This window comes from Amycolatopsis orientalis DSM 43388 (assembly GCF_000411975.1).
Taxonomy (GTDB): Bacteria; Actinomycetota; Actinomycetes; order Mycobacteriales; family Pseudonocardiaceae; genus Amycolatopsis; species Amycolatopsis orientalis_D.
This window is the reverse complement of sequence record NZ_ASXG01000154.1, coordinates 1-23,494: the sequence shown is the minus strand read 5'-3', so window position 1 is coordinate 23,494 and position 23,494 is coordinate 1. Positions and strand designations below refer to the sequence as shown.

Below are 23,494 nucleotides of genomic sequence, written 5' to 3'. Positions count from 1 at the left end.
CGGTAACCTTCCGCTGCTGGCGTTTTTGTGCGAATGGGCCATCGGTGCGCCCGGTGGCCTGGGCTACGGAGGTGTGTGGATGCGGCTCGCGGTGATCCCAGGGGACGGGATCGGGCCCGAGGTGGTCTCCGAGGCGCTCAAGGTGCTCGGTGAGGTAGCACCGGCGGCGGAGATCACGAACTACGACCTCGGCGCCTCGCGGTGGCACGCCACCGGGGAGCTGCTCCCGGAGTCGGTGCTCGGCGAACTGCGCCAGCACGACGCGATCCTGCTCGGCGCGGTCGGCGACCCGACGGTGCCCAGCGGCATTCTCGAGCGCGGCCTGCTGCTGCGGCTGCGGTTCGAACTGGACCACCACGTGAATCTGCGCCCGGCGCGGCTGTACCCCGGAGTGCGCGGCCCGCTGGCCGACGCCGGGGACGTCGACATGGTCGTGGTGCGCGAAGGCACCGAAGGCCCGTACGCGGGCAACGGCGGTCTGCTGCGCAAGGACACCGAGCACGAGATCGCCACCGAGGTCAGCGTCAACACGGCCTTCGGCGTGCGGCGCGTGGTCGCGGACGCGTTCAACCGCGCCGAGGAGCGGCCGCGCAAGCACCTCACGCTCGTGCACAAGACCAACGTGCTGGAGCACGCCGGTTCGCTGTGGTCGCGGATCGTCGAAGAGGTTTCGCTGGAGCACCCGGACGTCACCGTCGCGTACTCGCACGTGGACGCTGCCACGATCCACCTGGTCACCGACCCGTCGCGGTTCGACGTGATCGTCACCGACAACCTTTTTGGCGACATCATCACCGACCTCGCGGCCGCGGTGACCGGCGGCATCGGCCTCGCGGCCAGCGGCAACCTCGACATCACACGCCGGAACCCGAGCATGTTCGAGCCGGTGCACGGCAGCGCGCCGGACATCGCCGGCCAGGGCTTGGCCGACCCGACGGCCGCGGTGCTGTCGGTGTCGCTCCTGCTGGACCACCTCGGCCAGAAGGAAGCGGCGCGGCGCATCGAGGCCTCGGTGGCGTTCGATCTCGCCACGCGCGACCAGTCGTCGCCGGGCGCGACCCAGGCGATCGGCGACCGCCTCGCGGCGCTGGTCTCGTCCAACGCACGTCAGGTCGGCTGACTCCGTCCTGAGTTTTTCGGACCCCCGCCGCGGAAGCCGGTCGAATTCCGGCGCTGACCCGCAACGGTAGGCCTTCGGCTCCCACTCCGGAGCCGAAGGCGAGCCCGATACCGGCGGGGGGTTCCTGGAACCTCGTCCCCTCCCGTCGTGGTCTGCGGGAGACGACACTCCCGCCGCCGGCGGCTGCCGTCTTTTGCGGGCCCAATGTCTCGATTGGGTCGTCGCTGGTGGTGTCTTCTTCTTCGCCCTCGCCCTCGCCCTCGCCTTCGTCGGAAGGGCCTTCTGCCGGTTCTGGACCCGCGGTCGGAGGGGCTGGGGATTCGCCAGTTTTTGGCGAGGTTGGTTCTGGCGGGGTTTCGCCGCCTCCTGCCGAGGGGGCGTCAGCGGTTCTCGGGGGTCCTTCGCCGCTAGATCGCGAGAGCGCTCCGGAGCTGCCCGGTGACGGTGACTCGCTGGCGGGTGGTTCTGGCCCATCGCCTTTCGGTGGCGAGGACGCGGTTGGCCGTTCGCCATCGAGTGGTGACGGTGCTCCTGATGTTTCGCCGCTGAGTGGCGAGCGCGCGTGGAGCGGTCCACGTTCGCGTGCTGGTGGTGTCTCGGATCTTTCGCCGCTGAATGACGAGGGCGGTGCGGGTGAGTCGCCATCCAACGGCGACAGCGGGACGCGCGGCTCGAGTCGACAGACTGGTTCTGCTGCGAGGGCGGATTCGCCACTTCGCGGCAACACGGCGCACCGCGGCGAGCCGACGGCTGGCGAGCTGCGGCCCGACAACTCGGCTAGCCCTGACCTGCCTGGCTCCGACGCTCGTGATGTCTCGCCGTTCGACGACCAATCCTCGGCCGGTGGGCACGTTTCGCCGCGGAGTGGTGAATCCCAGACCGATCGAGCCACGTCGCCGCGGGCTGGCGCATCGCAGGGGAACAGGGTCGCGTCGGTGCGGGTCGGCACATCGCAGGACCTGTCGGACGCGTCGCCGTTGAGTGGCGAATCCCAGGTCGGAGGCGTTGCCATTCAGCGGCGACGGCCGTTGACGCCGGTATTGCTCGGGCTCGCCGTGGCGTTGCTCGGGTCGATTGTCATCGCGGTCGGGGTCGGGACAGTGGCGGTGCCAGTGACTCACACGTGGGCCTTTCTCCGCGCTGGGTTGTTCGGCGGAACGATCGGACCGGACGAGGTCGGGCAGTACCGGATCATTTGGGACCTTCGGCTTCCCCGCGTTCTGCTCGCGGTGGTCGTCGGCGCTGGGCTGTCGACTGTTGGCGTCGCGATCCAAGCGATGGTGCGCAACGCGCTCGCCGAGCCATATGTGCTGGGGATTTCTTCTGGTGCGTCCGTGGGGGCGACAGCGGTGACGTTGTTCGGTGTCTTCGCGTCGCTCGGGATCTACGCGCTGTCGGTCGGGGCGTTTGTGGCTGCGCTTGCCGCGACGTTGATCGTCTATCTTGTCGCCCGTACGCGGCAAGGGCTTACGCCGTTGCGCCTGGTGCTCACTGGAACGACGTTGTCCTACGGGTTCTTCGCGATCACCACAGTCATTGTCTTCCAGGCACCGAACGGCGAGGCCGCGCGGTCGGCGCTGTTTTGGCTGCTTGGCAGTCTCGCAGGCGCGAATTGGGGAACGCTGCCGATCGCCGCGGTCGTGGTGGTCGGTGGAGTTTTGCTGTTGCTGGCGCTGGCCGGTCGGCTCAATGCACTCGCGATGGGCGACGAAGCGGCGACGACTCTTGGCGTCGACGTCGGGAAGCTGCGGGTCCTCCTGTTCATCGTTTGCGCTGCTATGACGGGCGTTCTGGTCGCGGTGAGCGGAGCGATCGGATTCGTCGGGCTGATCCTTCCGCATCTGGTGCGGCTGGTCGTCGGTGCCGATCATCGCCGGGTGCTTGCCGTGGCACCGCTTGCCGGTGCGGTTTTCCTGGTGTGGGTGGACGTCGCGGCGCGGGTGCTCGCCGCACCTGAGGAGTTGCCGATCGGGGTGCTCACCGCCGCGGTCGGGGTGCCGGCGTTCCTGTTTTTGATGCGTCGTCGCGCCTACGTGTTCGGGGGCGCGTGAATGGACCTCTCGCTCAACGGCGTCACCGTGACTGCGGCCGGTCGCAAACTGGTCGACGATGTGACCCTCGAAGCTCGGCAAGGCCAATTCGTCGGACTGCTCGGTCCGAACGGCAGCGGAAAGTCGACGACTCTGCGCGCCGTCTACCAGGTGCTCAAGCCGTCAGCCGGAGCCGTGCTGGTCGACGGCCATCCGGTAGACGGCATGGCCCCGCGAAAGCGGGCGCGGGCGATCGCCGCAGTCGCGCAGGAATCGCACGCGGAGTTCGACTTCACCGTCACCGAAGTGGTGGCGATGGGGCGAATGCCGCATCACGGCCTGCTCGACCGCATGAGCGCGGCCGACCGTCGGTTGTGTGCCGATGCGCTGGCTCAGGTCGGCTTAACGCATCTAGCTGACCGGGGCGTGCTCACCTTGTCCGGCGGCGAACGGCAACGCGTGCTGATCGCGCGCGCACTCGCGCAGCAGCCCCGGATCCTCGTGCTCGACGAGCCGACCAACCATCTCGACATCCGCCATCAGCTTGAAGTCCTTGCGCTCGCTCGCGCCAGCGGGCCGACCGTGCTGGCCGCGGTTCACGACTTGAACCTGGCCGCCGCCGTATGCGACATGGTGCACGTGCTTGACCGCGGCCGCCTGGTCGCGAGCGGGACACCGGCCGAGGTGCTCACACCTGCTTTGCTCGCCGACGTGTTCGGGGTGCGCGGGCATGTGGTGCCGCACCCCGCTACGGGGCGTCCGCAGTTGTTGTTCGACCTGCTCGAGTCCTCGGAGGACAGTCATGCGTAGAACAGTCGCGTCGATCCTGACGGTCGCCCTCGTCGCCACTGGATGCGGCGCTCAAGTGTCCGAAGGGGACAGTGCAGCGGCCGCAGCCGGATATCCGGTGACGGTGACCAATTGCGGCTCGCCGTTGACCGTGTCCAAACCTCCTTCTCGGGTCGTTACGAATGACATCGGCATCACCGAGCTGATGTTCGCGCTCGGCCTGGGCGACCGGATGGCCGGTTACGTGGTCGACAAAGGACAGTCCGGCGGCGTCGCCTCGTCGCCGTGGAAAGCCGATTTCGCCAAGGTGCCCAAGCTCGCGGAGAAGATCAACCGTGAGGTGGTGCAGGGCGCGGGGGCGGACCTCGTGTTCGCCGGCTGGAACTACGGCTTCTCGGAGGCGACCGGGTTCACCCCGGACTCCCTGGCGAAGCTGGGCATCTCCAGCTATTTGCTCACCGAAGCCTGCCGAAACGGCAATGGCAAGCAACGGGGCATCATGCGACCGCTCGACGCGCTGTACACAGATGTGCGCAATCTGGGGAAAATCTTTGGAATCAGTGATCGTGCAGAACGTTTGATCGCAGAGTACCGCTCACGGGTCGCCGCTGTCACGAACGCAGTGCCCGCGGGGAGGCCGAAGCCGAAGGTGTTCCTTTACGACGACGGCCGTGACCAGCCATTCACCTCCGGACGCAACGCGGGGCCGGACGAAATCATCACCAAATCGGGTGGTGCCAACATTTTCTCGGACCTCAACGACAGCTGGACCACCGTCAGCTGGGAGGCCGTGATCCAGCGCGCGCCGGACGTCATCCTCATCAACGACTACGGCGGCGAGGTCGGCAGCGTCGCCGACAAGGAGAACTTCCTCCGCTCGCGTCCCGGTCTGCGCGACATCCCGGCGGTGAAGCAAGGACGCTTCTTCGCCCTGCCGTACGCGGCTCTGGTGGAGGGGCCGCGAAACGCGGCCGCGGTCGAAGAATTTAGCCGCTACCTGGGAAGCCTTCCCCGCTGACGGCTCCCAGAAAGTGGGATGCTTCGCCCGGCGCTTGGAAGCCGGGCGAAGCTGTGGCATGATGGCCGACATGACCGCCATCTCCGTCATTATTGCCTTGCGCGCCGGATAGACGCTCCACAAGAGCTACCGGCGCGCAACCTCTCGCACCCATGCGGGAGGTTTTTTTGTTGCCTGGACCAGGTTCTGCCCCGCCACAAGGAGAACACCGTGACCCGCACGGAACCCGCTGGCACGCCGCTCGGCGATGCCTTCCACCTCTACGACACGACGTTGCGCGACGGTGCTCAGCGCGAAGGAATCACGTACTCCGTCACGGACAAGCTGGCCGTCGCGCGGCTGCTGGACGAGCTGGGTGTCGGGTTCATCGAGGGCGGCTGGCCGGGTGCTTTGCCGAAGGACACGGAGTTCTTTTCCCGTGCGGCGAAGGGAGAGTTGCCGCTCAAGCACGCCGCGCTGGTCGCGTTCGGGTCCACGCGCAAGGCGGGGACCGCGGCAGACAAAGATCCGCAGGTCCGCGCGCTTCTGGACTCGGAGGCGCCGGTCGTCACCCTGGTGGCCAAATCGGACCTGCGGCACATCGAGCGGGCGTTGCGAGTGGACATCGACGAGGCGTGCGCGATGGTGCGGGACACAGTCGCGTTTCTCGTCGGCGAGGGTCGCCGTGTTTTCCTTGACGCAGAGCACTTCTTCGACGGTTATGCCTTCTCTCCCGAAACCTCCCTGCGGGTGCTCGACGCCGCGGCGCACGCTGGCGCGGACGTTCTCGTGCTGTGCGACACCAACGGTGGCCAGCTGCCGTTGGGGCTTGCCGAAACCGTAGGCGAAATCAAGGAGAAGACCGGATTCCGGCTCGGGATCCATTGCCAGGATGACACTTCCTGTGCCGTGGCGAACTCGGTCGCCGCGGTGCAGGCCGGTGCGACGCACGTGCAGTGCACCGCGAACGGCTACGGGGAACGGGCGGGCAACGCCGACCTGTTCGCCGTAGCGGGAAACCTCGTGACCAAGCTCGGAATGGACGTCCTCCCGACCGGAGGAGCCGCCGAGCTCACTCGCGTCTCCCATGCTTTGGCCGAAATCGCCAACCTCGCGCCCGACACCCACCAGGCTTACGTCGGGTCGTCCGCTTTCGCTCACAAGGCGGGGCTGCACGCGAGTGCGATCAAGGTGGATCCGTTGTTGTACAACCACATCGATCCGTCTTCCGTCGGCAACGGCATGCGGGTACTGGTCACGGAGATGGCCGGCAGGGCCAGCCTCGAGCTCAAGGGACGTGAACTCGGGGTCGACCTTGCCGGCCGGCCCGACGCACTGACGAACGCGGTGCAGAAGGTGAAAGAACTCGAATCGGAGGGCTGGTCGTTCGAAGCGGCCGACGCTTCGCTCGAGCTCCTGCTCCGCCGGGAGGTCGAGGAGGACTCCGGCGAGAAGTCGGATCCGCCGCCGTTCGAGCTCGAGTCGTATCGGGTGGTGCTGGACCACCGGCAGGACGGCGAAGTCGTCTCCGAAGCGACGGTGAAGGTGCACGTCGCGGGCGAGCGAGTCATCACGACGGCGGAAGGGAACGGCCCGGTGCACGCCCTCGACGCGGCGCTGCGCAAGGCGTTGACGCCGTATCTGTCCTGGTTGGACAGCGTGGAGCTGGCCGATTACAAGGTGCGGATCCTGCCGTCGAACCCCGGGACGGACGCTGTCACGCGGGTGCTTCTCGAGTCCAGTGACGGCGAACACGAATGGACGACGGTGGGCGTGCACGGCAACATCGTCGAGGCGAGCTGGCTGGCGTTGTGTGACGCGCTGGTCCACAAGAGCCTGGCGGTCGCGTCCGGGCAGGCGGTGCCTGGGCTGGAGGTGTCGGCTGTGGGCGGGTGATTCCGGCCTTACCGGAGCGCTGCGTTGGGACAGTCGCGCGCGGTGTGCTTCGTGCGGTGGGTAGTGCGGCTCGATTGGTCGTGTGTTCGCGCGGGTGTTTCCGGCTGGTGTGAAGGGGCCCGTCGGGCGAGGCCGGTCGTGACCGGTCAGCTGGTGCGAGGGGGTCCGTCCGTGCGGAATGGAGCGAGGGGGACTGTCGTGCCCGCTCGGGGTGCGCGACTGTCGATGGGGGTACGTAGACTGGTGTCGTGCGTCTAGCTCGTATTGCTCATCCCAGTGGTGTCGCGTTCGCTTCGATCGAGGGGGACGGCGACGATGCCCAGGTCCTGGAGATCGCGGAACACCCGTTCGGCCAGCCGAACTTCACCGGCAAGCGCTGGCCGCTCGCCGATGTCCGGCTGCTCGCGCCGATCCTGCCGTCGAAGGTGATCGCCGTCGGCCGGAACTACGCGAAGCACGCGGCGGAGTTCGGCAACGAGGTGCCGTCCGAGCCGATGCTGTTCATCAAGCCGTCCACGACGGTCGTCGGGCCGAACGCTCCGATCCGCCGTCCGGCGGACGTCGGGCGCGTCGACTTCGAGGGCGAACTCGCGATCGTCATCGGACAGCCGGTCAAGAACGTGCCCGCGGCGCGTGCGGCCAGCGCGATCCTCGGCTACACGGTCGCGAACGACGTGAGCGCGCGCGACCTGCAGAAGTCCGACGGCCAGTGGGGCCGGGCGAAGGGGTTCGACACCTTCTGCCCGCTCGGTCCGTGGATCGAGACGTCGATCGACCCGTCCGACTTGGCGCTCCGCAGCGAGGTCGACGGCGAACTGAAGCAGGACGGCCGGACTTCGGACCTCGTGCACAAGGTGCCCGACCTGGTCGAGTTCGTGTCGCGGGTGATGACGCTTCTTCCCGGCGACGTGATCCTCACCGGCACGCCGGAGGGGGTCGGGCCGATCGTCGCCGGGCAGTCGGTGTCCATCACGATCGACGGCATCGGGACTCTGACGAATCCGGTTCAGGACCTCTGAGCTGGCCGTTGCCGTTTTGCGGCGACAGCGGTTTGGCCGGTGGGTTCGAGTGTTGCCGTTCAGTGGCGAATCTCTGGTCGGGGCCGGTTTTATGGTCCCTCGGGGTGGTTCCGGGCGGTTGCTGCGAGCCGGTTGCCGTCGGACGGTGAGCTAGTGCCGGGTTGGTGGTCTCGCCGTTCAGTGGCGAATGGTGGCTGGCGTTTCGGCGGAGCGCGGTCGGCGCTGTTGCCGTTTAGCGGCGAAAGGCGGCTCGGCGTTCGGCTGGCGGGCTGACGACGTCGTTGCCGCTGAGTGGCGACAGGTGATTGCCGCTTCAGCAGGTGGTGGCAGGGCGTTGTTGCCGCTGAGTGGCGAACGACGTGGACTTGGCTGCTGAGCGGTGGGGAGCGTGCCGTTTAGTGGCGGGGAGTTCAGCTGTTGGGGCGGCTCGGGTTGCCGTTTGATGGCGACGCGGGTTGTCGCCGGGTGGTCGGCGGTGTTGTTGCCGGGTGGCGGCGAGACCGGGTCGCTTTGTCGGGCATCGTCCACCGGCGGGGCTTGCCGGTGGGCATGGGGAGATGTGTTCGGTGGCGAATCGGCGATGGGTCAGCGGCTGACCGGTTCCGCGGGGCGACGCGCGAACGCTGGTGCGGATTCCCGGCGGATGCCTACGCCGATGAGGTAGGCCGGGACTCGGGAGAGTTTCGGGAAGCGCTTGAGCAGGGCGATCAGTTGCGGCGGGGGACCGTCGGCGCGGCCGGTCATCACCGGGCCCATCACCTGGCGGTGGAGAAGGCGTTGCAGTCCTTGGACGGCAACGGTCGGCAAGAGGCGGCGGCTGCGGACTGCGGCGAGGTCCTTTTCGGTCGGCCTGCCTCGGAGGAGCGGGCCGGCCAGTAGCCTCGCGGCGGCGACTGCGTCTTGTACTGCGAGGTTGATCCCGACGCCGCCGACTGGGGACATCGCGTGGGCGGCGTCTCCTATGCACAGCAGACCGTCGACGTGCCAGCGGTGCAGGCGGTTGAGGCGGACGTTCAGGAATTTGACGTCGTCCATGGACTTCAGTTCGTGCACCCGGTCGGCGAATTCTGGGCAGACCTCGGTGACGTCGCGGCGGAAGCTCTCGAGGCCGGCGGCGTTGAGGTCTTTGCCTTTCGGTGCCAGGTAGGCGATTTGGTAGTAGCCATTGCGCGGCAACGGCACCGCGAAGCGGTGGTTGCGCATCCTTGGCATCAACGTGGCGTCCTGCTCTTCGGGCTTGCGGGAGAGACGGAACCACCAGGCGTCGAACGGGGTGTAGTACTCGCGCGGGGTGAGGCCGGCTGAGCGGCGGGCCAGAGACCAGCGGCCGTCGGCGGCAATGACCAGGTCGGCTTCGAGTTCGCCTTCGGTGCCGTCGGCGGTGCGGTAGCGCACACCGGTGACTCGGCGGCCCGACCGGAGGAGACCGGTCATTTCCGTTTCGAGCCGCAGGGTGAAGGTTGGCTCTTTATGCGCTGTCTCGGCGAGCAGGTCCAGGAGATCCCATTGCGGGACCATCGCAACGTAGGGGCGCGGGACCTTCAGCATCGACATGTCGGCGATGGTCAGCGCGTCGCCGTCTGGGGTCGGGATTCCGACTGTGGTCACCTTGGTGTGCGGCAGGGCTTCGAACTTCTCGCCGAGACCCAGCTCGTCCAGGAGCGTGAGGGTGGACGGGTGGACGGTGTCGCCGCGGAAGTCGCGCAGGAAGTCCGCGTGCTTTTCCAGCACGGTCACCTCTACGCCCGCTCGGGCCAGGAGCAAGCCCGCCACCATGCCAGCCGGTCCGCCGCCGACGATGACGCAGCTCGTGTGCTCGGTCATCTTCCCTAGCTCCCCTCTTATTCATCGCATGTTGAATAACCTGAGGATGCACCTTGGGCGGAGGGTGCGTCAAGTCGGCCGATGGGGTGGGTCGTGGTTCCGGGGCGGGATGAGCGGGCACGCGTGGGCACTGCGGGGAGGACTGCGGGCGGCTGGTGAGGCGGGGTGGTGGAAATGGGTGGGGTGGGAGAGGTTCCGGCTCGAGAGAAGCTGGTGCGTGGGCCTGGGGTGCGGAGGGCTGGCGAGGTCAGTGGGAACCGGGAATTCGGGGTGCCGGGCTGCGGCAGGAGGGCAGCGAGCGTCCGGGGGTACAGGGGGAGGTGGGTCGAAGCCGGGAGCGTGGAAGGCGGTGGGAGGGCAAGGGAAGGTCGGCAGGGGGGGAGTGAGTGGGGCTGGAGGCCAGGTGCGGGAGACCTGGTGCGTGGGGCGGGCTGGACCCGGAAGCCCGGGCACGGGGACGGAGAAACAGGGAGTGCCGGGGCGAGTGAGGTGGAGAAAGGGATGTCGGGACCGCCTGGGGCGAGGATGCTCGCAGAAGTGGGGGAGCGGGAGGAGCGGCACGGCCCGGCCGGACGGAGTGTGCGGGGCGGGCGAGGCTTGGGGCGGAGTGCGCGGGACAGGTGAGGCCCCAAGAAACGGAGTGCGCGGAGCAGATGCGGCCCGGAGAGTCGGGGTGCGCGGGCGGGTGAGGTCCGGGAGGCGAAGTGTGCGGGCGGGTGAGACGCCGAGGGGCGAGCGCGGGCGGGACGGATCCGAAGAGAAGGGCAGCAAAGGAGTCCTCGTGAGCAAGTCGCCCGCCGGGGACCGCTGGAAGGCTTGGTGGGGGCATCAAGAAGCGGGAAGTCCGACTGGCTGGTCCCGGCAGCGGAGTCGATCTCGCCCCGCCGGGACCAGAATGTGGAGTTCGCGTAATGGCGCGTAGTTCACGTAGGTGGATCTCGGGCAGGACTCCGCCATCCGGTCGGAAAGTGTGGAGTGGCGGCATTTTTCCGGAAAGGATTTCGGGTGGTTAGTTCTGCGGCGGAACTTATGCGTGGTTGTTGTTGCGTGAGGAGAGCGCGGGTCGGGAGGTTCAGGCTCGGGGGCGGGAAAGGCTTGTGGCACCAGGGTTTCTCGGCGGCACCGGGAAGAACCAGCTGGGTGAACGGCGGCGGAGATCGTTCGGAATTGGCAAGGTTGGCGGGGAGCGTGGAGTAAGGGCGCTTCATCCGCTCGGCCCTCTCTGGCGGTGGTGAACGTCACCGCGCGGACACTTTGCGCACCGGCAGTAGAGCCGGTCAGCGGCAACGGCTTCGCGGTAATCACCTTTTTGGCCGCGTTGCGAACGCGGCGAGTGTCCTAGCCTCACGGGGTGGATTTCGCCCCGGCCGCTCTGTCGCGTGCTCGTACTGCCCCGCCGGCCGTTGCCGGTCGTGAACCGTGGGCGCCTCCTGAGCTGAGCCTGGTCTGCCTCGACATCGATGACACGTTGATCGACTGCACCGCCGCGATCCGCCGGACTCTGCACGCGCTCACCGGGCGCGACGATCTTTGGCCGTTGTGGGATTTGATCACCGAGGAGCACGTCGCGCTCGTGGTCGCCGGGAAGCTCGGCTACGACGTGATGCATCACCGGCGCACCGAATGTTTCCTCGCCGAGTTGGGGATCCTCGGGGACTCCGCGCAGGTGAGTGCCTTCGAGGCGCGCCGGCGGGAGATTTTGGCGCGGTCCTGGCGGTTGTTCGACGACGTTCTTCCGTGCCTGGAATGGCTGCGCGCCGCTGGGCTTCGGATCGCTGCCGTGACGAACGCCTCAGGAGTTCATCAGCGGCGGAAAATCGCGGATCTCGGGCTCGCGCCGCTTTTCGACCACGTCGCGATCGCGGGCGAGGTCGGGGTCGCGAAACCCGATCCGGTGATGTTCCACTCGGTGTGCCTCGCGCTCGACTGCCCGCCGGAGCGCACCGTGCACGTCGGCGACAAGCTCGACACCGACGCGATCGGCGCGTTCGACGCCGGGCTCGGCGCGGTCTGGCTCGACCGCGACGGGACCGGGCGCACCGGCGAGCGCGCGCCCGAGGGGGTGCATACCGTGACCGGGCTCGACGAGCTTCCTGAGCTGCTGGTTTCGGAGTACGCGACGGTCGGCGTGCCCGCCCCGCGCGCGGCGGGGACCCCCGCTGCGACGGTCCGCGGCGGGATGTTCTAGTATTTCTTCTCGTGCGGCACTGACCTGGGCAACCGGGAAAGTACCTCACTGGGGTATGGTGTAATTGGCAGCACGACTGGTTCTGGTCCAGTTAGTCTAGGTTCGAGTCCTGGTACCCCAGCTGCAGAGAGGACCCCTCTCGGAAGTGCGAAAATCGCTTCTGGTAAGTTCTCTCTCGCAAGAAAAGCCCCGGAAACGGGGAAGTTCCTAAGCCCCCGTCGTCTAGCGGCCTAGGACGCCGGCCTCTCACGCCGGTAGCGTGGGTTCGAATCCCATCGGGGGTACAGCCAGCCCGGTTGATCTTTTCCGGATCGACCGGGCTTTGTTGTATTCGGCGGGGAAACGATCAATCCTCTTGAACGCCCCCGAACATCGCGGCCGCCGAACGGCCATTCGCCTGGTTTTCCGTCACATACGGCCGCAGTTCGGCCTCGTACTCGGCGAAAGCCTCCGGATACGCCGCGTCCGCCAGATGCCGCGCCAGCGCACGAGCGCCGAGCAGGGCCTGCGAGGTGCCCATGCCCGCCGTGGGCGCGGCGCAGTATCCGGCGTCTCCCACGAGGGCGATCCGGCCGGTCGACCAGCGGTCCACCCGCACCTGGGTGCTCGAGCTGAAGTAGAAATCCGAAGCTTCCGACATCGCCTCCAGCAGCCGAGGCGTGTGCCAAGCGTCACCGGCGAAAGCGGCACGCACCGCTGCTTCCTGGTCGGCTCGCGGCAGCCGGTCCAGGGCTCCGGAGGTCGTCCCGAAGGTCAGGCTGACGGTCATGCGGTCCGGGTCAGCTGCGCTGAAGAGGTAGCTCGCGGTGCCGTCGGAGGCACGGAGGAGCCCGCTGTGGTCCAGGCCCAGGAAGTTCGGCATGGTGAAGCCCGCGCCGGAGAGGCCCAGGTGCTGCAGCACCGCGGAGTGCGGGGCAAAGGCCAGCTGGCGGACCTTCGAGTACACGCCGTCGGCACCGAAGACCAGGTCGTAGGTCTCCGTCGAGCCGTCGGTCAATTCAGCGGTCACGGCGTCCTCAGATTGCCTCAGCGACGTGATCGAGGTGCCGAAGCGGTACTCGACATGATCGACAGTCACGTCGTACAGCAGCTCGTTCAGGACGTGCTTCGGCACCTCCAGCTCGCCCGCGAAAGCCTCGGCGGGCAGCAGCTCCACCTGGACGCCGTCGCGGTCGACGAGGGCGGTTCCGGTCATTTCGGTGTCGTGCTGCCGGACGTCGTCGAGGATGCCCAGTTCGGCGAGGACCTCGAAGGCGGCACCGCGGAAATCCACGGCATAACCGGTGTGCCGGAGGGCCGGGGCGCGTTCGACGAGCGTCACGCGGTGGCCGGAGCGGGTGAGGAGTTCGGCGAGGGTGGTGCCGGCCACGCCGGCGCCGGAGATCAGGACGTTCATGGGGAGAACGTAGCCAGTGTTTGTCCATTTGGTCAAACCGTTTGGATAAACCATCTGGGCAAGACGTCGGCTAGGGTGTGCGCCATGGGCAATCGCGAGGATCTGCTGGCCGGGGCGAAGCGCTGCTTGACCGAACGGGGCTGGGGCAACACGACGGTGCGCGACATCGCAGCCGCGGCGGGCGTCAGCCACGCAGCGATCGGGTACCACTTCGGGTCGCGGGACGCGTTGCTGACGCAGGCGCTCGTCGCGGCGGTGGACGAGCTGGGTGGTCAGGTCGCGGATTCTTCGTTCGACCTGTCCGAGGACGGGCTGAAGCGGCTGATCGACAGCTTCGGCGAGCACCGGGCGTTGTGGGTCGCGCAGCTTGAGGCGCTCGTGCAGGCGGAGCGCTCAGCGGACGTGCGGCGGCATCTCGTACAGGGGCTGCGGGAGGCTCGGGCCGGCGTCGGCGGCGCGGTGCAGAGCGCGTTGGTGATCGGGTTGATGGTGCAGTGGCTGCTCGACCCGGAGGAGGCCCCGTCGGCGGAGGAAGTGGCTGACGGCATCCGTGCGGTAGCGGCGGAACTCTAGACCCAGACGGCGTCGTCCGGGTTTCCGGCCGGCGGTTCGCCGCCGGCTTCGGCGAACGCGGTCAGCGCGTCGACCAGGCCGCGGCGCGCCGATTCGGGCATTTTCTCCACGATGGAGGCGATTTCGCGCCGCCGCCGCTGGGTGACGGTGCGGACGATCCGGTCGCCTTCCCGGGTGAGTTCGATGACAACCTCGCGCCGGGACGACGGATTGCCCAACCGGGCGACCAGTGCGACGGCGACCAGGCGATCGATCATCCGGCTCGCGGTGGACGGCGTGACGCCGAGATGCTCGGCGAGTGCGGCCTGTTTCAGCGGGCCGCGGGAATGCAGCACCACGAGCAGCCGGAATTGCGGCACCGTGATGAGGTCGCCCGCGGAGGCGATGGACCGCGCGGACACCGCGACGAGCAGTCGCGAAGCAGTGAGCACGGCTTCGGTGACCGCGTCGACGTCGTCGGGTCCGTCGGTGCGGGCAGAGATCGGCGCGCGAGACATGGGTCCAGTGTGCCGTAATCGAGCGGCGGATTCCGGGTGCTGGCCAACGAATGAGGCGGAATCGGGCCGCCTCCACTGTCTCGCCAGTGGGAAAAGAAACGACCCCGCGTCCCGGCGAACGGGAGGCGGGGTCGTCCGAAGCTGGTTCAGAGACCGGCGAAAGCCTGGTCCACGAACTGCTTGTGCTGATCCGCCCACTGCTTGGCGGCGGTCTTCTCCTGGCCCTTCGGAGCCTTCTGGATCGCGTCCTCGAGCGAACCGAGGTCCGCGTCGGACATCTTCAGCTTCTTGGCCACGGCGGCCAGCGCCGGGAAGTCCTTCCCGAAGCCCTTGCGGCCCAGAGCGTGGAGCTGCTCGCCCTTGCCCATCGCGCCCTTCGGGTCCTTGAGGTCCTTGAGCTGGTAGCGCGAGTACGCCCAGTGCGGGTGCCACAGCGTCACGACGATCGGCTTCTTCGCCTTGATCGAGCTGTCGAGCGCGGCCAGCATCGCGGTGGTCGACGAGTTCTGCAGCGTCATCGCGCCGTCGAGGCCGTACTGCGGGATCGCGGTCTTCTGCACGATGCCGGTTTCGCCCGCGCTCGCCTCGATGCCGGTGATCTTGCCGCCGAACATGCTCGCCTTGTCCTTGAGGTCGGCGATGCTGTTGACGTCGCTCACGTAGTCGGGCACGGCGAGGTTGAGGGTCGCGTTGTCGTACCAGACGCCGAGGTCTTCGACCTGGTTCTGGTACTGGTCCCAGTACTGCTTGTGCGTCGCGGGCAGCCACGAGTCGAGGAACAGGTCGACGTCGCCCTTCGCGAGACCCGCGTAGATCGGGCCGACGTCGAGCATCTGCGTCTTGACCTGGTACCCCTTTTCCTCCAGCACCGCCTGGTACAGGTTGGTGAGGGCGACGTCCTCGTCCCAGTTGATGTAGCCGATGGTGACGCTCTTGGCTTGCTGGCTGTTGTTCGACTGGGATTCCCGGCCGCCGCACGCCGCGGTGAGGCCGACCAGGGCCGTCACGGCGGCGCCCACGGCGAGGATCCGGCTGAGCCGTTTCGAAGTGCGCACTCGTTCGTCCTTTCTCGTTGCGGTGGAGGTGGATCAGGCCGCGTCGGCCCGGCGGAGGGCGCGGCCCACCGCGGAGCGCGCCCCCAGCGAGGAAGTGAGCCGGTCGAGATAAATGGCCAGCACGACAACGCCGAGACCGGCGTTGAAACCGAGGTCCAGCTTCAGGCTCGTGACCGCGGCGTAGACCTCGGCGCCGAGCCCGGGGGCGCCGACCATGCCGGAGATCACGACCATGGACAGCGACAGCATGATGATCTGGTTGATGCCCGCCATGATCGACGGCATCGCGAGCGGGATCTGGATCTCCCGCAGGATCCGCCGCGGCGGCGAGCCGAACGCCTCGCCGGCTTCGACCATTTCCGGGTCGACCTGGCGGATGCCGAGTTCGGTCAGTCGGACGCCCGGCGGGAGCGAGAACACGACGGTCGCCACCACGCCCGGCACCGGGCCGATCGAGAAGAAGAAGATGACCGGGATCAGATAGACGAACGCGGGCAGCGTCTGCATGAAGTCCAGGACCGGCTTCACGATCCGGCTCACCGTTTCGTTGCGCGCGGCCGCGATCCCGACCGGCACCGCGATCGCCACCGCGACCACGCCGGAAATCAGCACCTGCGAAAGCGTCTGCATCGCGGACGGGAATTCGCGCATGCTGTCGATCAGCGCGAAGCCGATCGCCGAGCCGACGCCGAATTTCCAGCCGCGCAGCCACCATCCGAGCCCGGCGAACACCACGAGCAGCACCGGCCACGGCAGCCAGGTCAGCCCCGAGGCGAGCCCGGTGACCGCGCCGTTGACGATCTTGTCGACGAAATCGAAGAACGGGCCGATGTTGCCTTGCAGCCAGTCGATGATCGCCTTGAACCAGGTGCCGACGGGAACCTGCGGCAGGTCGCCGACGAGGACGTTGTCAGCCACGGGCGCTCGCCTCCTGCGCGTCGTTTTCGCCATTGCTCAGCGCGTTCAGCAGCGCCTCGCGGGTCACCGCGCCGAGCAGCACGCCGTCGGCGCCGACCACCGCGAGCGGCGCGGGCGCGGAAGCGGCGTGGCCGAACAGTTCGGCCATCTGGGTTTCCGGGCCGGTGCGCGCGGCGGACCGGTCGACAAGTTCGGCGATCGTTTCCGTGCCCCGGTCGGCGGCCTCGCTCACCGCGCGCCGGTCGACCGCGCCGGCGAACTTGCCGTCCTCGGTCACCAGCACTCCGGGGAGTTCGTTCCGGCGCATCGTTTCCAGCGCTTCGGCGACGGTCGTCGCCGAAGTGAACGAGACTTCCGCGGGCGCCATCACGGCGGACGCGGTGAGCACCCGGGAGCGGTCGACGTCGCGGACGAACTTCGCGACGTACTCGTCGGCCGGGCGGGTCAGCATCTCCTGCGCGGTCGAAACCTGCACGATGCGGCCGTCGCGCATCATCGCGATCCGGTCGCCGAGGCGCATCGCTTCGTTGAGGTCGTGCGTGATGAACACGATCGTCTTGCCTAGCTGCCGCTGCAGCATCAGGAGCTGGTCCTGCATCTCCTTGCGGATCAACGGGTCCAGCGCGCTGAACGCCTCGTCCATCAGCAGGATCTCGGTGTCCGCGGCCAGCGCGCGGGCGAGGCCGACGCGCTGGCGCATCCCGCCGGAAAGCTGACCGGGCAACCGGTCCTCCCATCCGGTGAGGCCGACCATCTCCAGCGCTTCGGCGGTGCGTTGGCGCTGCCGGTCGCGCGGCGCGTTCTGCACGCTCAGGCCGTAGGCGACGTTCTCCGCGACCGTGCGGTGCGGGAACAGCGCGAAGTGCTGGAACACCATGCTCATCCGCCGCTGGCGCAGCTCGCGCACCTGCGCCGCGGACTTGTCGGTGAGGTCGATGTCGTCCACCAGGACCCGGCCGGACGTGGCCGGGAGCAATCCGTTCAGCGTGCGCAGCAGGGTCGACTTGCCCGAACCGGACAGTCCCATCACCACGAAGATTTCGCCGCGCTCCACGGTGAAGGAGGCGTCGATCACCGCCGCGGTCACGCCGGGCAGGTCCAATTCGGCGCGGTCGGCGCCGTTCTCGAGCTTGCCGACCGCTTCTTCCGCCCGGCGGCCGAACACTTTGTACAGCTTCTCCACACGAACTATCGGCACAGTCGTCTCATGTTCTCGCATTCGGGGTCCTTTGCCGGGCGACATGATTGCATAGACCAACACTGATCGGAGCCGATCGCGCGACCCGTTCACCGGCGACGGCCGGTTTTCGTGGCCCGGCCCCCACTTTCGCCGGCGCCGTGCGCGCGGGCGCGAGACGCCGGTGCGGCAGCGGGGAAAAGAGGGTGTGCGCTGGCGAAACCAGTCCGGATTCGACTGTTCGCCCGACTGGATTACCGGCGGCCACGGTGCGTGGTTGTCACGTTCGCATAACAACCCGAAAGTCTGTTGTGGACCGTGCGTGGCCTGGGTGATCGCGGACACCCAGTGGCCACGCATGGTGCCGGACCGGACACGGCAAGAAAACGCTTCGCGCGGGCGCGCGCAGTTGCTTGGGGGAACAGGTGATCGACTGGCCGCGGATGCGAGATGACCGGTGGGCTCAGGGAAACGGCGGGGCCGCCCCTCGATTTCCTTCGCGCTGCGCGGATGCGATCCCGCGGGGACAATGCCCGCCCTTGAGACCCGGGTGACGGCTTCGCGGTCCGCGAGGCCGGACGGGCAAGCGGGCCAACGGATCTTGAAGGCGGTCGGCCGAACGGTGTGCTGCCGCTTCGGAAATCAGCGGCGCGGGTGCCGCGTCCGCTCCGGAGGCGGGCCCGCGCGGGCGGGGAGGATAAGGGCAGAGATGCGACAAGCCCCGCCCGGGGAGAAGCCGGGCGGGGCTTGTCGGATGTTCCGGAAAACCGGAGTTACTTCTTCTTCGCGGCCGAGGTGCGCTTGGCCGGAGCCTTCTTCGCGGTCGCCGTGGTCTTCTTGGCGGCCGGCTTGGCGGCGGCCTTCGCCCGCGTGGTGGTGGCCTTCGGGGCCGCCTTGGCCGCGGTGGCCTTGGTGGCGGTCGCCTTGGCGCGGGTGGTGGTGGCCTTCGCGGCGGTGGCCTTGGCGGGAGCCTTGGCCGCGGTGGCGCGGGTGCGGGTGGCGGCCGGCTTGGCCGCGGTGGCACGGGTGCTGCGCGTGGTCGTCGCCGTGGCGCGGGTGGCGGTCGCCTTCGCGGTGCTGGCGGTCGCCCGCTTCACGGCCGTCGCCTTCGGCAGCTTCTTGGAGCCGGAGATGACGTCCTTGAACGTGGTGCCCGCGCGGAACGCCGGAACGTTCGTCTTCTTCACTCGCACGGCTTCGCCGGTGCGCGGGTTGCGCGCGGTGCGGGCGGCACGAGCGCGCTTCTCGAACACCCCGAAGCCGGTGATGTTCACCTTTTCGCCCTTGTTGACCGTCCGGATGATGATGTCGACGAGACCGTCGACGGCCTCCGAAGCAACCTTTTTGTCGCCCAGACGCTCCGACAGCGCCTCGATCAGCTGGGCCTTGTTGGCCATTCCAGTCCCTCCAAGAAGAACTCTTCGTCCACGGCCAGGTCGGCCGGCTAACGCACACGGTATTACCAAGACAGCACAAATTCCAAACGGCAGGCGAAATTTTCCCTTGCGACGGGAACGGTTCCGCCCTCCCGACGGACCCGATTCCGGGTTCGGGAGGCTCCGTTTGGCGTGGGCGAAGAGGGGGCCCGCGGGGGCCGGATTCCCTTTCCGAGCAGGGAATCCGGCCCCGGCGGCGCAGGTCAGGAGGCCGCGGCCGGCAAGGTCGCGGGCTTCCAGGAGGGCCGCTGGGACTCGAACGCGTCGATGTCCCCCGCGTGGCGCAGGGTCAGCGCGATGTCGTCGAGCCCTTCGAGCAGCCGCCAGCGGACGTAGTCGTCGATCTGGAAGGGCGCGGTGAAGTCCTTGGCCCGCACGGTCTTGGCCTCGAGGTCCACCGACACCTCGGTGCCGGGCTCGTTCTCCAGCAGCTTCCAGAGCAGTTCGACATCCGACTGCTCGCACTGCGCGGCGACGAGGCCGCCCTTGCCGGAGTTGCCGCGGAAGATGTCGGCGAAACGGGACGAGATGACGACCCGGAAGCCGTAGTCCATCAAGGCCCACACAGCGTGCTCGCGCGACGATCCGGTGCCGAAGTCCGGCCCGGCGACGAGCACCGATCCGTTCTTGAACGGCTCCTGGTTGAGGATGAAGTCCTCCTGCGCGCGCCAGGCGGCGAACAGCCCGTCCTCGAATCCGGTGCGGGTCACGCGCTTGAGGTAGACGGCCGGGATGATCTGGTCAGTGTCCACGTTGGACCGGCGCAGCGGGACCCCGATCCCGGTGTGCTGGGTGAACGGTTCCATGGGGGTGGCTCCTCTCGGGGAAGTCAGGCGGGCAGGTCGGCGGGCGAGGACAGGGTCCCGCGCACGGCGGTGGCGGCGGCCACGAGCGGCGAGACGAGGTGCGTGCGCCCGCCCTTGCCCTGCCGTCCCTCGAAGTTGCGGTTGGAGGTGGACGCGCTGCGCTCGCCGGGGGCGAGCTGGTCCGGGTTCATCCCGAGACACATGGAGCAGCCGGCCTGCCGCCATTCGGCTCCCGCCTCGGCGAAGATCTTGTCCAGGCCCTCCTCCTCGGCGGTCTTGCGCACCCGCATCGAACCGGGCACGACGAGCATCCGGACCGAATCGGCCACCTTCCGCCCGCGCAGCACCTCGGCGGCGGCGCGCAGGTCCTCGATCCGGCCGTTGGTGCACGAGCCGAGGAACACGGTGTCGACCGCGATCTCGCGCAGCGGGGTGCCCGGCTTCAGATCCATATAGGACAGGGCCTTCTCAGCGGCGACGCGCGCGTTCTCGTCCGGGATGGCGGCCGGGTCGGGCACCGATTCGCTGAGCGGCAGGCCCTGTCCGGGGTTGGTGCCCCAGGTCACGAACGGCGTCAGCTGGTCCGCGTCGAGGTGGACCTCGGCGTCGAATTCCGCGCCCTCGTCGGTGCGCAGCTCGCGCCAGGCGGCGACGGCGGCGTCCCACTCGTCGCCCTTCGGCGCGTGCGGGCGGCCCTTGAGGTAGGCGAAGGTCGTTTCGTCCGGCGCGATCATGCCGGCGCGCGCGCCCGCCTCGATCGACATGTTGCAGATGGTCATCCGGGCTTCCATCGACAATGCCTCGATGGCCTTGCCGCGGTACTCCAGGACGTAGCCCTGCCCGCCGCCGGTGCCGATTTTGGCGATCACGGCGAGGATCACGTCCTTCGCGGTGACGCCCGGCTGCAGCGTGCCGTCGACGTTGATCGCCATCGTCTTGAACGGCCGCAGCGGCAGCGTCTGGGTGGCGAGCACGTGCTCGACCTCGGAAGTGCCGATGCCGAACGCCATCGCGCCGAACGCGCCGTGCGTGGAGGTGTGACTGTCGCCGCACACCACGGTCATGCCGGGCTGGGTCAGCCCGAGCTGCGGCCCGATCACGTGCACGATGCCCTGTTCGGCGTCGCCCATCGGGTGCAGCCGGACGCCGAACTCCTTGCAGTTGCGGCGAAGCGTGTCGACCTGGGTGCGGGACACCGGGTCCGCGATCGGGAGGTCGATGTCCACCGTGGGGACGTTGTGGTCCTCGGTGGCGATGGTGAGGTCGGGGCGGCGCACCTTCCGCCCGGCCAGCCGCAGTCCGTCGAACGCCTGCGGGCTGGTCACTTCGTGCACCAGGTGGAGGTCGATGTAGAGCAGATCCGGTTCGGCGCCTTCGCCTCGGCGCACGAGGTGGCTGTCCCACACCTTCTCCGCCAGCGTGCGAGCCTTGCCGGTGGGGCTGGTCATCTCCGGCTCCTTCCTCGGGATCGGCCGGGAGCACGGAACCCGGACGATGCCGGTGAGGAGGGGGCAGCCGCGGCTGTCCGCGGCTCCGGGTTTCGTTTTTCCCAGATTCTGGACTTCCCACAGTGCGGGAAGATAGTATCGCGTCGTGGGACAGCATAGCGGTATCGGAGTACTGGACAAAGCCGTGGCCGTGCTGCAGGCCGTCGCCGAGGACCCGTGCGGGCTGGCGGAACTGTGCACGCGCACCGGGCTTCCGCGCGCGACCGCGCACCGGCTCGCGGTCGGGCTCGAAGTGCATCGCCTGCTGCGGCGGGGGCCGGACGGGCGCTGGCGGCCGGGCACCGCGCTCGCCGAACTCGCCGGCGGCTCGACCGACCCGTTGCTCGACGCGGCGAGTTCGGTGCTGCCGAAGCTTCGGGACATCACCGGCGAAAGCGTTCAGCTTTACCGGCGCGACGGCGTGCAGCGCGTGTGCGTTTCGACCGCGGAACCGCCGAGCGGTTTGCGCGACACGGTTCCGATCGGCTCGCGCCTGCCGATGACGGCCGGCTCGGGCGCGAAGGTCCTTGCCGCGTGGTCGGATCCGCACACGCAGCGGACGATCCTCGCCGACGCGGTTTACGGCGAACGCACCCTGCTCGAAGTCCGCCGCCGCGGCTGGGCGCAAAGCGTCGCCGAACGCGAACCCGGCGTCGCGAGCGTTTCGGCGCCGGTGCGCGATTCCTCGGGCACCGTCGTGGCCGCGGTTTCGGTGTCCGGTCCGATCGAACGCATAGGGCGCAAGCCCGGCGCCCGATGGGCGGCCGACCTCCTCGCCGCCGCCGACGCGCTCCAGGAACGCCTCTGACGTCCCGCTCCCACCACGCGCCAACCCCAGGCCGCCTCTCCGCCACCCCGGCGGGAGGCGGCCTTTTTCGCACCCCCGGTTCCCTGCCCGGCTTCACAACCGGCTCGACGCACGCCTCTCCTGGACGCGCCACGCCGCTCAACGGGAGCACCGCGTCGTCAGCGCCTCCGCGCCCGATTCCTCCGGTGCCGCACCACCGGTCCAACCGAACCCATCAACTCCCAACGCGGCGAGCGGCCGATCCCCACCGCCGCCGTAACGAATTCCGCCCCCACCGGCCCCACGCGACCCCGACACCGCTAGCGCCCCGCCCGCACCCGATCCCTCCACCGCCGACCCGGCCGAACCCCAAACCCGGCAGGCGACCAATCCCCGCTACCGGCATAACGAACTCCGCCGCGAACGGACTCCCAAGCGCGCCCCGAACCCGAGCCCAGCACCGCAAGCGCCCGTGCCCCGCGCCCGATTTCCACCGCCCCTCGACCGAACGCATCAGCCCCGACCCCCTCGCCGCCGACAAACCGAACACGCTCCGCATGAAGCACTCCGCGAGCGAACCCCAACCATCGCCGAGCCCGAACCCGCGCGCTCCCCGCGAGCGTTCCCTCGCCGCCTCCGATTCCTCCGCCGCGAGCGTTCCCTCGCCGCCTCCGATTCCTCCGCCGCGACCGCCACCACACCACCGACCCAACCAACCCCGAACCCGCCCCCACGAGCCTTCCCTCCCCACACCCGATTCCTCCAACACAACCCCCACCGCCTGACCGACCGCGAACCCGGCACACCACCCGACAGCCCGTCTCCCCGCCCCGCCCGGCAACGCCTCCGCCCACCCCGCTCCCGCCGCACCCACCCCGGCCCGCGTCCCGCCACGCCCGTGCGAGGCAGTCATTTTCGCGAGGTTTTCGATCGTCCTCAGTAGACCGTCCGGCCGCTTCGCGAGTCGTCCGGGCAGGCCCGCGCGAGCCCGCCACAGCACCTCAAAAAGAGGCAAAACCGCAGGACAGCGGGTGTCTACATGCGACTTTTCCGGTGCCGCAAGCACTCTCGCCGGTCTTCCGGCCAGTGAAAGAATCCGGCCGCCGCGGCCCCTCGCCGCCTCTCCGGTTGCCCGACACGGCAACGAAATAGGCAGGTCCCGATTGGACTTGCCAAGTCTATGGGTGATAATGACTGCGTTCGGCCTGTATGGCCGTATAAAACAAGTTCTGGTTGGAGGAACTGGAATGGCCAACAAGGCCCAGCTGATCGAAGCTCTGTCGGAGCGCATCGGCGACAAGAAGGCAGCCGCGGAAGCCGTCGACGGTCTCGTCGACATCATCATCCGCACCGTCCACAAGGGCGAAAAGGTCACCATCACCGGCTTCGGTGTCTTCGAAAAGCGCGCTCGTGCCGCCCGCACCGCGCGCAACCCTCGCACCGGCGAAGCCGTGCGAGTGAAGAAGACGAACGTTCCGGCGTTCCGCGCGGGCACCACG

The 23,494-nt window shown here is 68.4% G+C and carries 19 protein-coding genes, 2 tRNA genes and 1 riboswitch; of the genes, 12 read left to right on the top strand and 9 right to left on the bottom strand.

Features of this window, described 5'->3' with window-relative positions; genetic code table 11:
• Positions 1-79 precede the first annotated feature (79 nt).
• The 6 genes from L942_RS30495 to L942_RS30470 all read left to right on the top strand — a co-directional run bounded on the left by L942_RS30495 (position 80) and on the right by L942_RS30470 (position 7,851).
• The gene (locus tag L942_RS30495; RefSeq protein WP_037367167.1) at positions 80-1,120 is read left to right on the top strand and encodes a 3-isopropylmalate dehydrogenase; all 1,041 of its coding nucleotides are present in this window, start codon (positions 80-82) and stop codon (positions 1,118-1,120) included.
• 7 nt (positions 1,121-1,127) lie between these two features.
• A riboswitch (cobalamin riboswitch) is annotated at positions 1,128-1,253 on the top strand.
• An 877-nt stretch (positions 1,254-2,130) separates the two neighbouring features.
• The gene (locus L942_RS30490; RefSeq protein ID WP_037367382.1) at positions 2,131-3,171 is read left to right on the top strand and encodes an iron ABC transporter permease; all 1,041 of its coding nucleotides are present in this window, start codon (positions 2,131-2,133) and stop codon (positions 3,169-3,171) included.
• The gene (locus L942_RS30485) at positions 3,172-3,960 is read left to right on the top strand and encodes an ABC transporter ATP-binding protein (protein WP_037367166.1); all 789 of its coding nucleotides are present in this window, start codon (positions 3,172-3,174) and stop codon (positions 3,958-3,960) included.
• A complete protein-coding gene (locus L942_RS30480) occupies positions 3,953-4,957 on the top strand; it encodes an ABC transporter substrate-binding protein (RefSeq protein WP_037367165.1) in 1,005 nt (334 codons plus the stop codon). Before L942_RS30485 ends, L942_RS30480 begins: the two co-directional genes overlap by 8 nt.
• 210 nt (positions 4,958-5,167) lie before the next feature.
• Complete coding sequence (gene cimA, locus L942_RS30475) at positions 5,168-6,832, top strand: citramalate synthase (RefSeq protein ID WP_037367164.1); 1,665 nt, start codon at positions 5,168-5,170, stop codon at positions 6,830-6,832.
• Between the two features lie 248 nt (positions 6,833-7,080).
• Positions 7,081-7,851 (top strand): fumarylacetoacetate hydrolase family protein, encoded by a 771-nt coding sequence (locus tag L942_RS30470; protein WP_037367163.1) that lies wholly within the window; start codon positions 7,081-7,083, stop codon positions 7,849-7,851.
• Between the two features lie 585 nt (positions 7,852-8,436).
• Here the strand turns inward: L942_RS30470 and L942_RS30465 are convergent.
• Positions 8,437-9,675, bottom strand: coding sequence for an FAD-dependent oxidoreductase (locus L942_RS30465; protein ID WP_037367162.1), 1,239 nt, complete (start codon positions 9,673-9,675; stop codon positions 8,437-8,439).
• Positions 9,676-11,026: 1,351 nt separating this feature from the next.
• Here L942_RS30465 and L942_RS30460 point away from each other — a divergent pair.
• From L942_RS30460 to L942_RS30450, 3 genes are all read left to right on the top strand, one after another.
• Entirely contained in the window at positions 11,027-11,863 is an 837-nt protein-coding gene (locus L942_RS30460; RefSeq protein ID WP_037367161.1) for an HAD family hydrolase, read from the top strand.
• A 49-nt stretch (positions 11,864-11,912) separates the two neighbouring features.
• Positions 11,913-11,984: transfer RNA gene (locus L942_RS30455), tRNA-Gln, on the top strand.
• Between the two features lie 90 nt (positions 11,985-12,074).
• Positions 12,075-12,147, top strand: a tRNA-Glu gene (locus L942_RS30450).
• A 62-nt stretch (positions 12,148-12,209) separates the two neighbouring features.
• On the opposite strand, the gene L942_RS30445 is transcribed toward L942_RS30450, so the two are convergent.
• Positions 12,210-13,259, bottom strand: a complete 1,050-nt coding sequence (locus L942_RS30445; RefSeq protein ID WP_037367160.1) for an FAD-dependent monooxygenase — start codon at positions 13,257-13,259, stop codon at positions 12,210-12,212.
• A gap of 84 nt (positions 13,260-13,343) precedes the next feature.
• Between L942_RS30445 and L942_RS30440 the strand changes: the two genes are divergently transcribed.
• The gene (locus L942_RS30440; RefSeq protein ID WP_037367159.1) at positions 13,344-13,832 is read left to right on the top strand and encodes a TetR family transcriptional regulator; all 489 of its coding nucleotides are present in this window, start codon (positions 13,344-13,346) and stop codon (positions 13,830-13,832) included.
• Here L942_RS30440 and L942_RS30435 read toward each other — a convergent pair.
• The 7 genes from L942_RS30435 to leuC form a co-directional block, all read right to left on the bottom strand.
• Positions 13,829-14,329, bottom strand: coding sequence for a MarR family winged helix-turn-helix transcriptional regulator (locus L942_RS30435; RefSeq protein WP_051166363.1), 501 nt, complete (start codon positions 14,327-14,329; stop codon positions 13,829-13,831). The two genes, L942_RS30440 and L942_RS30435, sit on opposite strands and share 4 nt — an antisense overlap.
• Positions 14,330-14,475: 146 nt before the next feature.
• A complete protein-coding gene (locus tag L942_RS30430) occupies positions 14,476-15,384 on the bottom strand; it encodes a glycine betaine ABC transporter substrate-binding protein (protein ID WP_037367158.1) in 909 nt (302 codons plus the stop codon).
• Between the two features lie 33 nt (positions 15,385-15,417).
• Positions 15,418-16,302 carry an ABC transporter permease gene (locus L942_RS30425; RefSeq protein WP_037367157.1) on the bottom strand — a complete coding sequence of 295 codons (885 nt, stop codon included), beginning with the start codon at positions 16,300-16,302 and terminating at the stop codon, positions 15,418-15,420.
• Positions 16,295-17,521, bottom strand: a complete 1,227-nt coding sequence (locus L942_RS30420; protein ID WP_200862975.1) for a quaternary amine ABC transporter ATP-binding protein — start codon at positions 17,519-17,521, stop codon at positions 16,295-16,297. Before L942_RS30420 ends, L942_RS30425 begins: the two co-directional genes overlap by 8 nt.
• Before the next feature lie 731 nt (positions 17,522-18,252).
• Positions 18,253-18,876: an HU family DNA-binding protein gene (locus L942_RS30415; RefSeq protein WP_037367156.1), complete on the bottom strand. Its 624-nt coding sequence runs from the start codon at positions 18,874-18,876 to the stop codon at positions 18,253-18,255.
• A gap of 242 nt (positions 18,877-19,118) precedes the next feature.
• On the bottom strand, positions 19,119-19,721 hold the full coding sequence (leuD, locus tag L942_RS30410) for a 3-isopropylmalate dehydratase small subunit (protein WP_037367155.1): 603 nt from the start codon (positions 19,719-19,721) through the stop codon (positions 19,119-19,121).
• Between the two features lie 23 nt (positions 19,722-19,744).
• On the bottom strand, positions 19,745-21,169 hold the full coding sequence (gene leuC / locus L942_RS30405; protein ID WP_037367154.1) for a 3-isopropylmalate dehydratase large subunit: 1,425 nt from the start codon (positions 21,167-21,169) through the stop codon (positions 19,745-19,747).
• Between the two features lie 145 nt (positions 21,170-21,314).
• Between leuC and L942_RS30400 the strand changes: the two genes are divergently transcribed.
• Together L942_RS30400 and L942_RS30395 are read left to right on the top strand one after the other, a co-directional pair.
• Positions 21,315-22,016: an IclR family transcriptional regulator gene (locus L942_RS30400; RefSeq protein WP_009074079.1), complete on the top strand. Its 702-nt coding sequence runs from the start codon at positions 21,315-21,317 to the stop codon at positions 22,014-22,016.
• A gap of 1,226 nt (positions 22,017-23,242) precedes the next feature.
• On the top strand, positions 23,243-23,494 hold a 252-nt coding region (locus L942_RS30395; RefSeq protein WP_037367379.1), incomplete at its 3' end, for an HU family DNA-binding protein.

What these genes read in the sequence shown, in the direction of transcription:
- L942_RS30495 (WP_037367167.1), top strand. Translation starts at nt 80, where the DNA reads ATGCGGCTCGCGGTGATCCCAGGGGACGGGATCGGGCCCGAGGTGGTC.
- L942_RS30485 (WP_037367166.1), top strand. Translation starts at nt 3,172, where the DNA reads ATGGACCTCTCGCTCAACGGCGTCACCGTGACTGCGGCCGGTCGCAAA.
- L942_RS30480 (WP_037367165.1), top strand. Translation starts at nt 3,953, where the DNA reads ATGCGTAGAACAGTCGCGTCGATCCTGACGGTCGCCCTCGTCGCCACT.
- L942_RS30465 (WP_037367162.1), bottom strand. Translation starts at nt 9,675, where the DNA reads ATGACCGAGCACACGAGCTGCGTCATCGTCGGCGGCGGACCGGCTGGC.
- L942_RS30445 (WP_037367160.1), bottom strand. Translation starts at nt 13,259, where the DNA reads ATGAACGTCCTGATCTCCGGCGCCGGCGTGGCCGGCACCACCCTCGCC.
- L942_RS30440 (WP_037367159.1), top strand. Translation starts at nt 13,344, where the DNA reads ATGGGCAATCGCGAGGATCTGCTGGCCGGGGCGAAGCGCTGCTTGACC.
- L942_RS30435 (WP_051166363.1), bottom strand. Translation starts at nt 14,329, where the DNA reads ATGTCTCGCGCGCCGATCTCTGCCCGCACCGACGGACCCGACGACGTC.
- L942_RS30420 (WP_200862975.1), bottom strand. Translation starts at nt 17,521, where the DNA reads ATGCGAGAACATGAGACGACTGTGCCGATAGTTCGTGTGGAGAAGCTG.
- L942_RS30415 (WP_037367156.1), bottom strand. Translation starts at nt 18,876, where the DNA reads ATGGCCAACAAGGCCCAGCTGATCGAGGCGCTGTCGGAGCGTCTGGGC.
- leuD (WP_037367155.1), bottom strand. Translation starts at nt 19,721, where the DNA reads ATGGAACCGTTCACCCAGCACACCGGGATCGGGGTCCCGCTGCGCCGG.
- leuC (WP_037367154.1), bottom strand. Translation starts at nt 21,169, where the DNA reads ATGACCAGCCCCACCGGCAAGGCTCGCACGCTGGCGGAGAAGGTGTGG.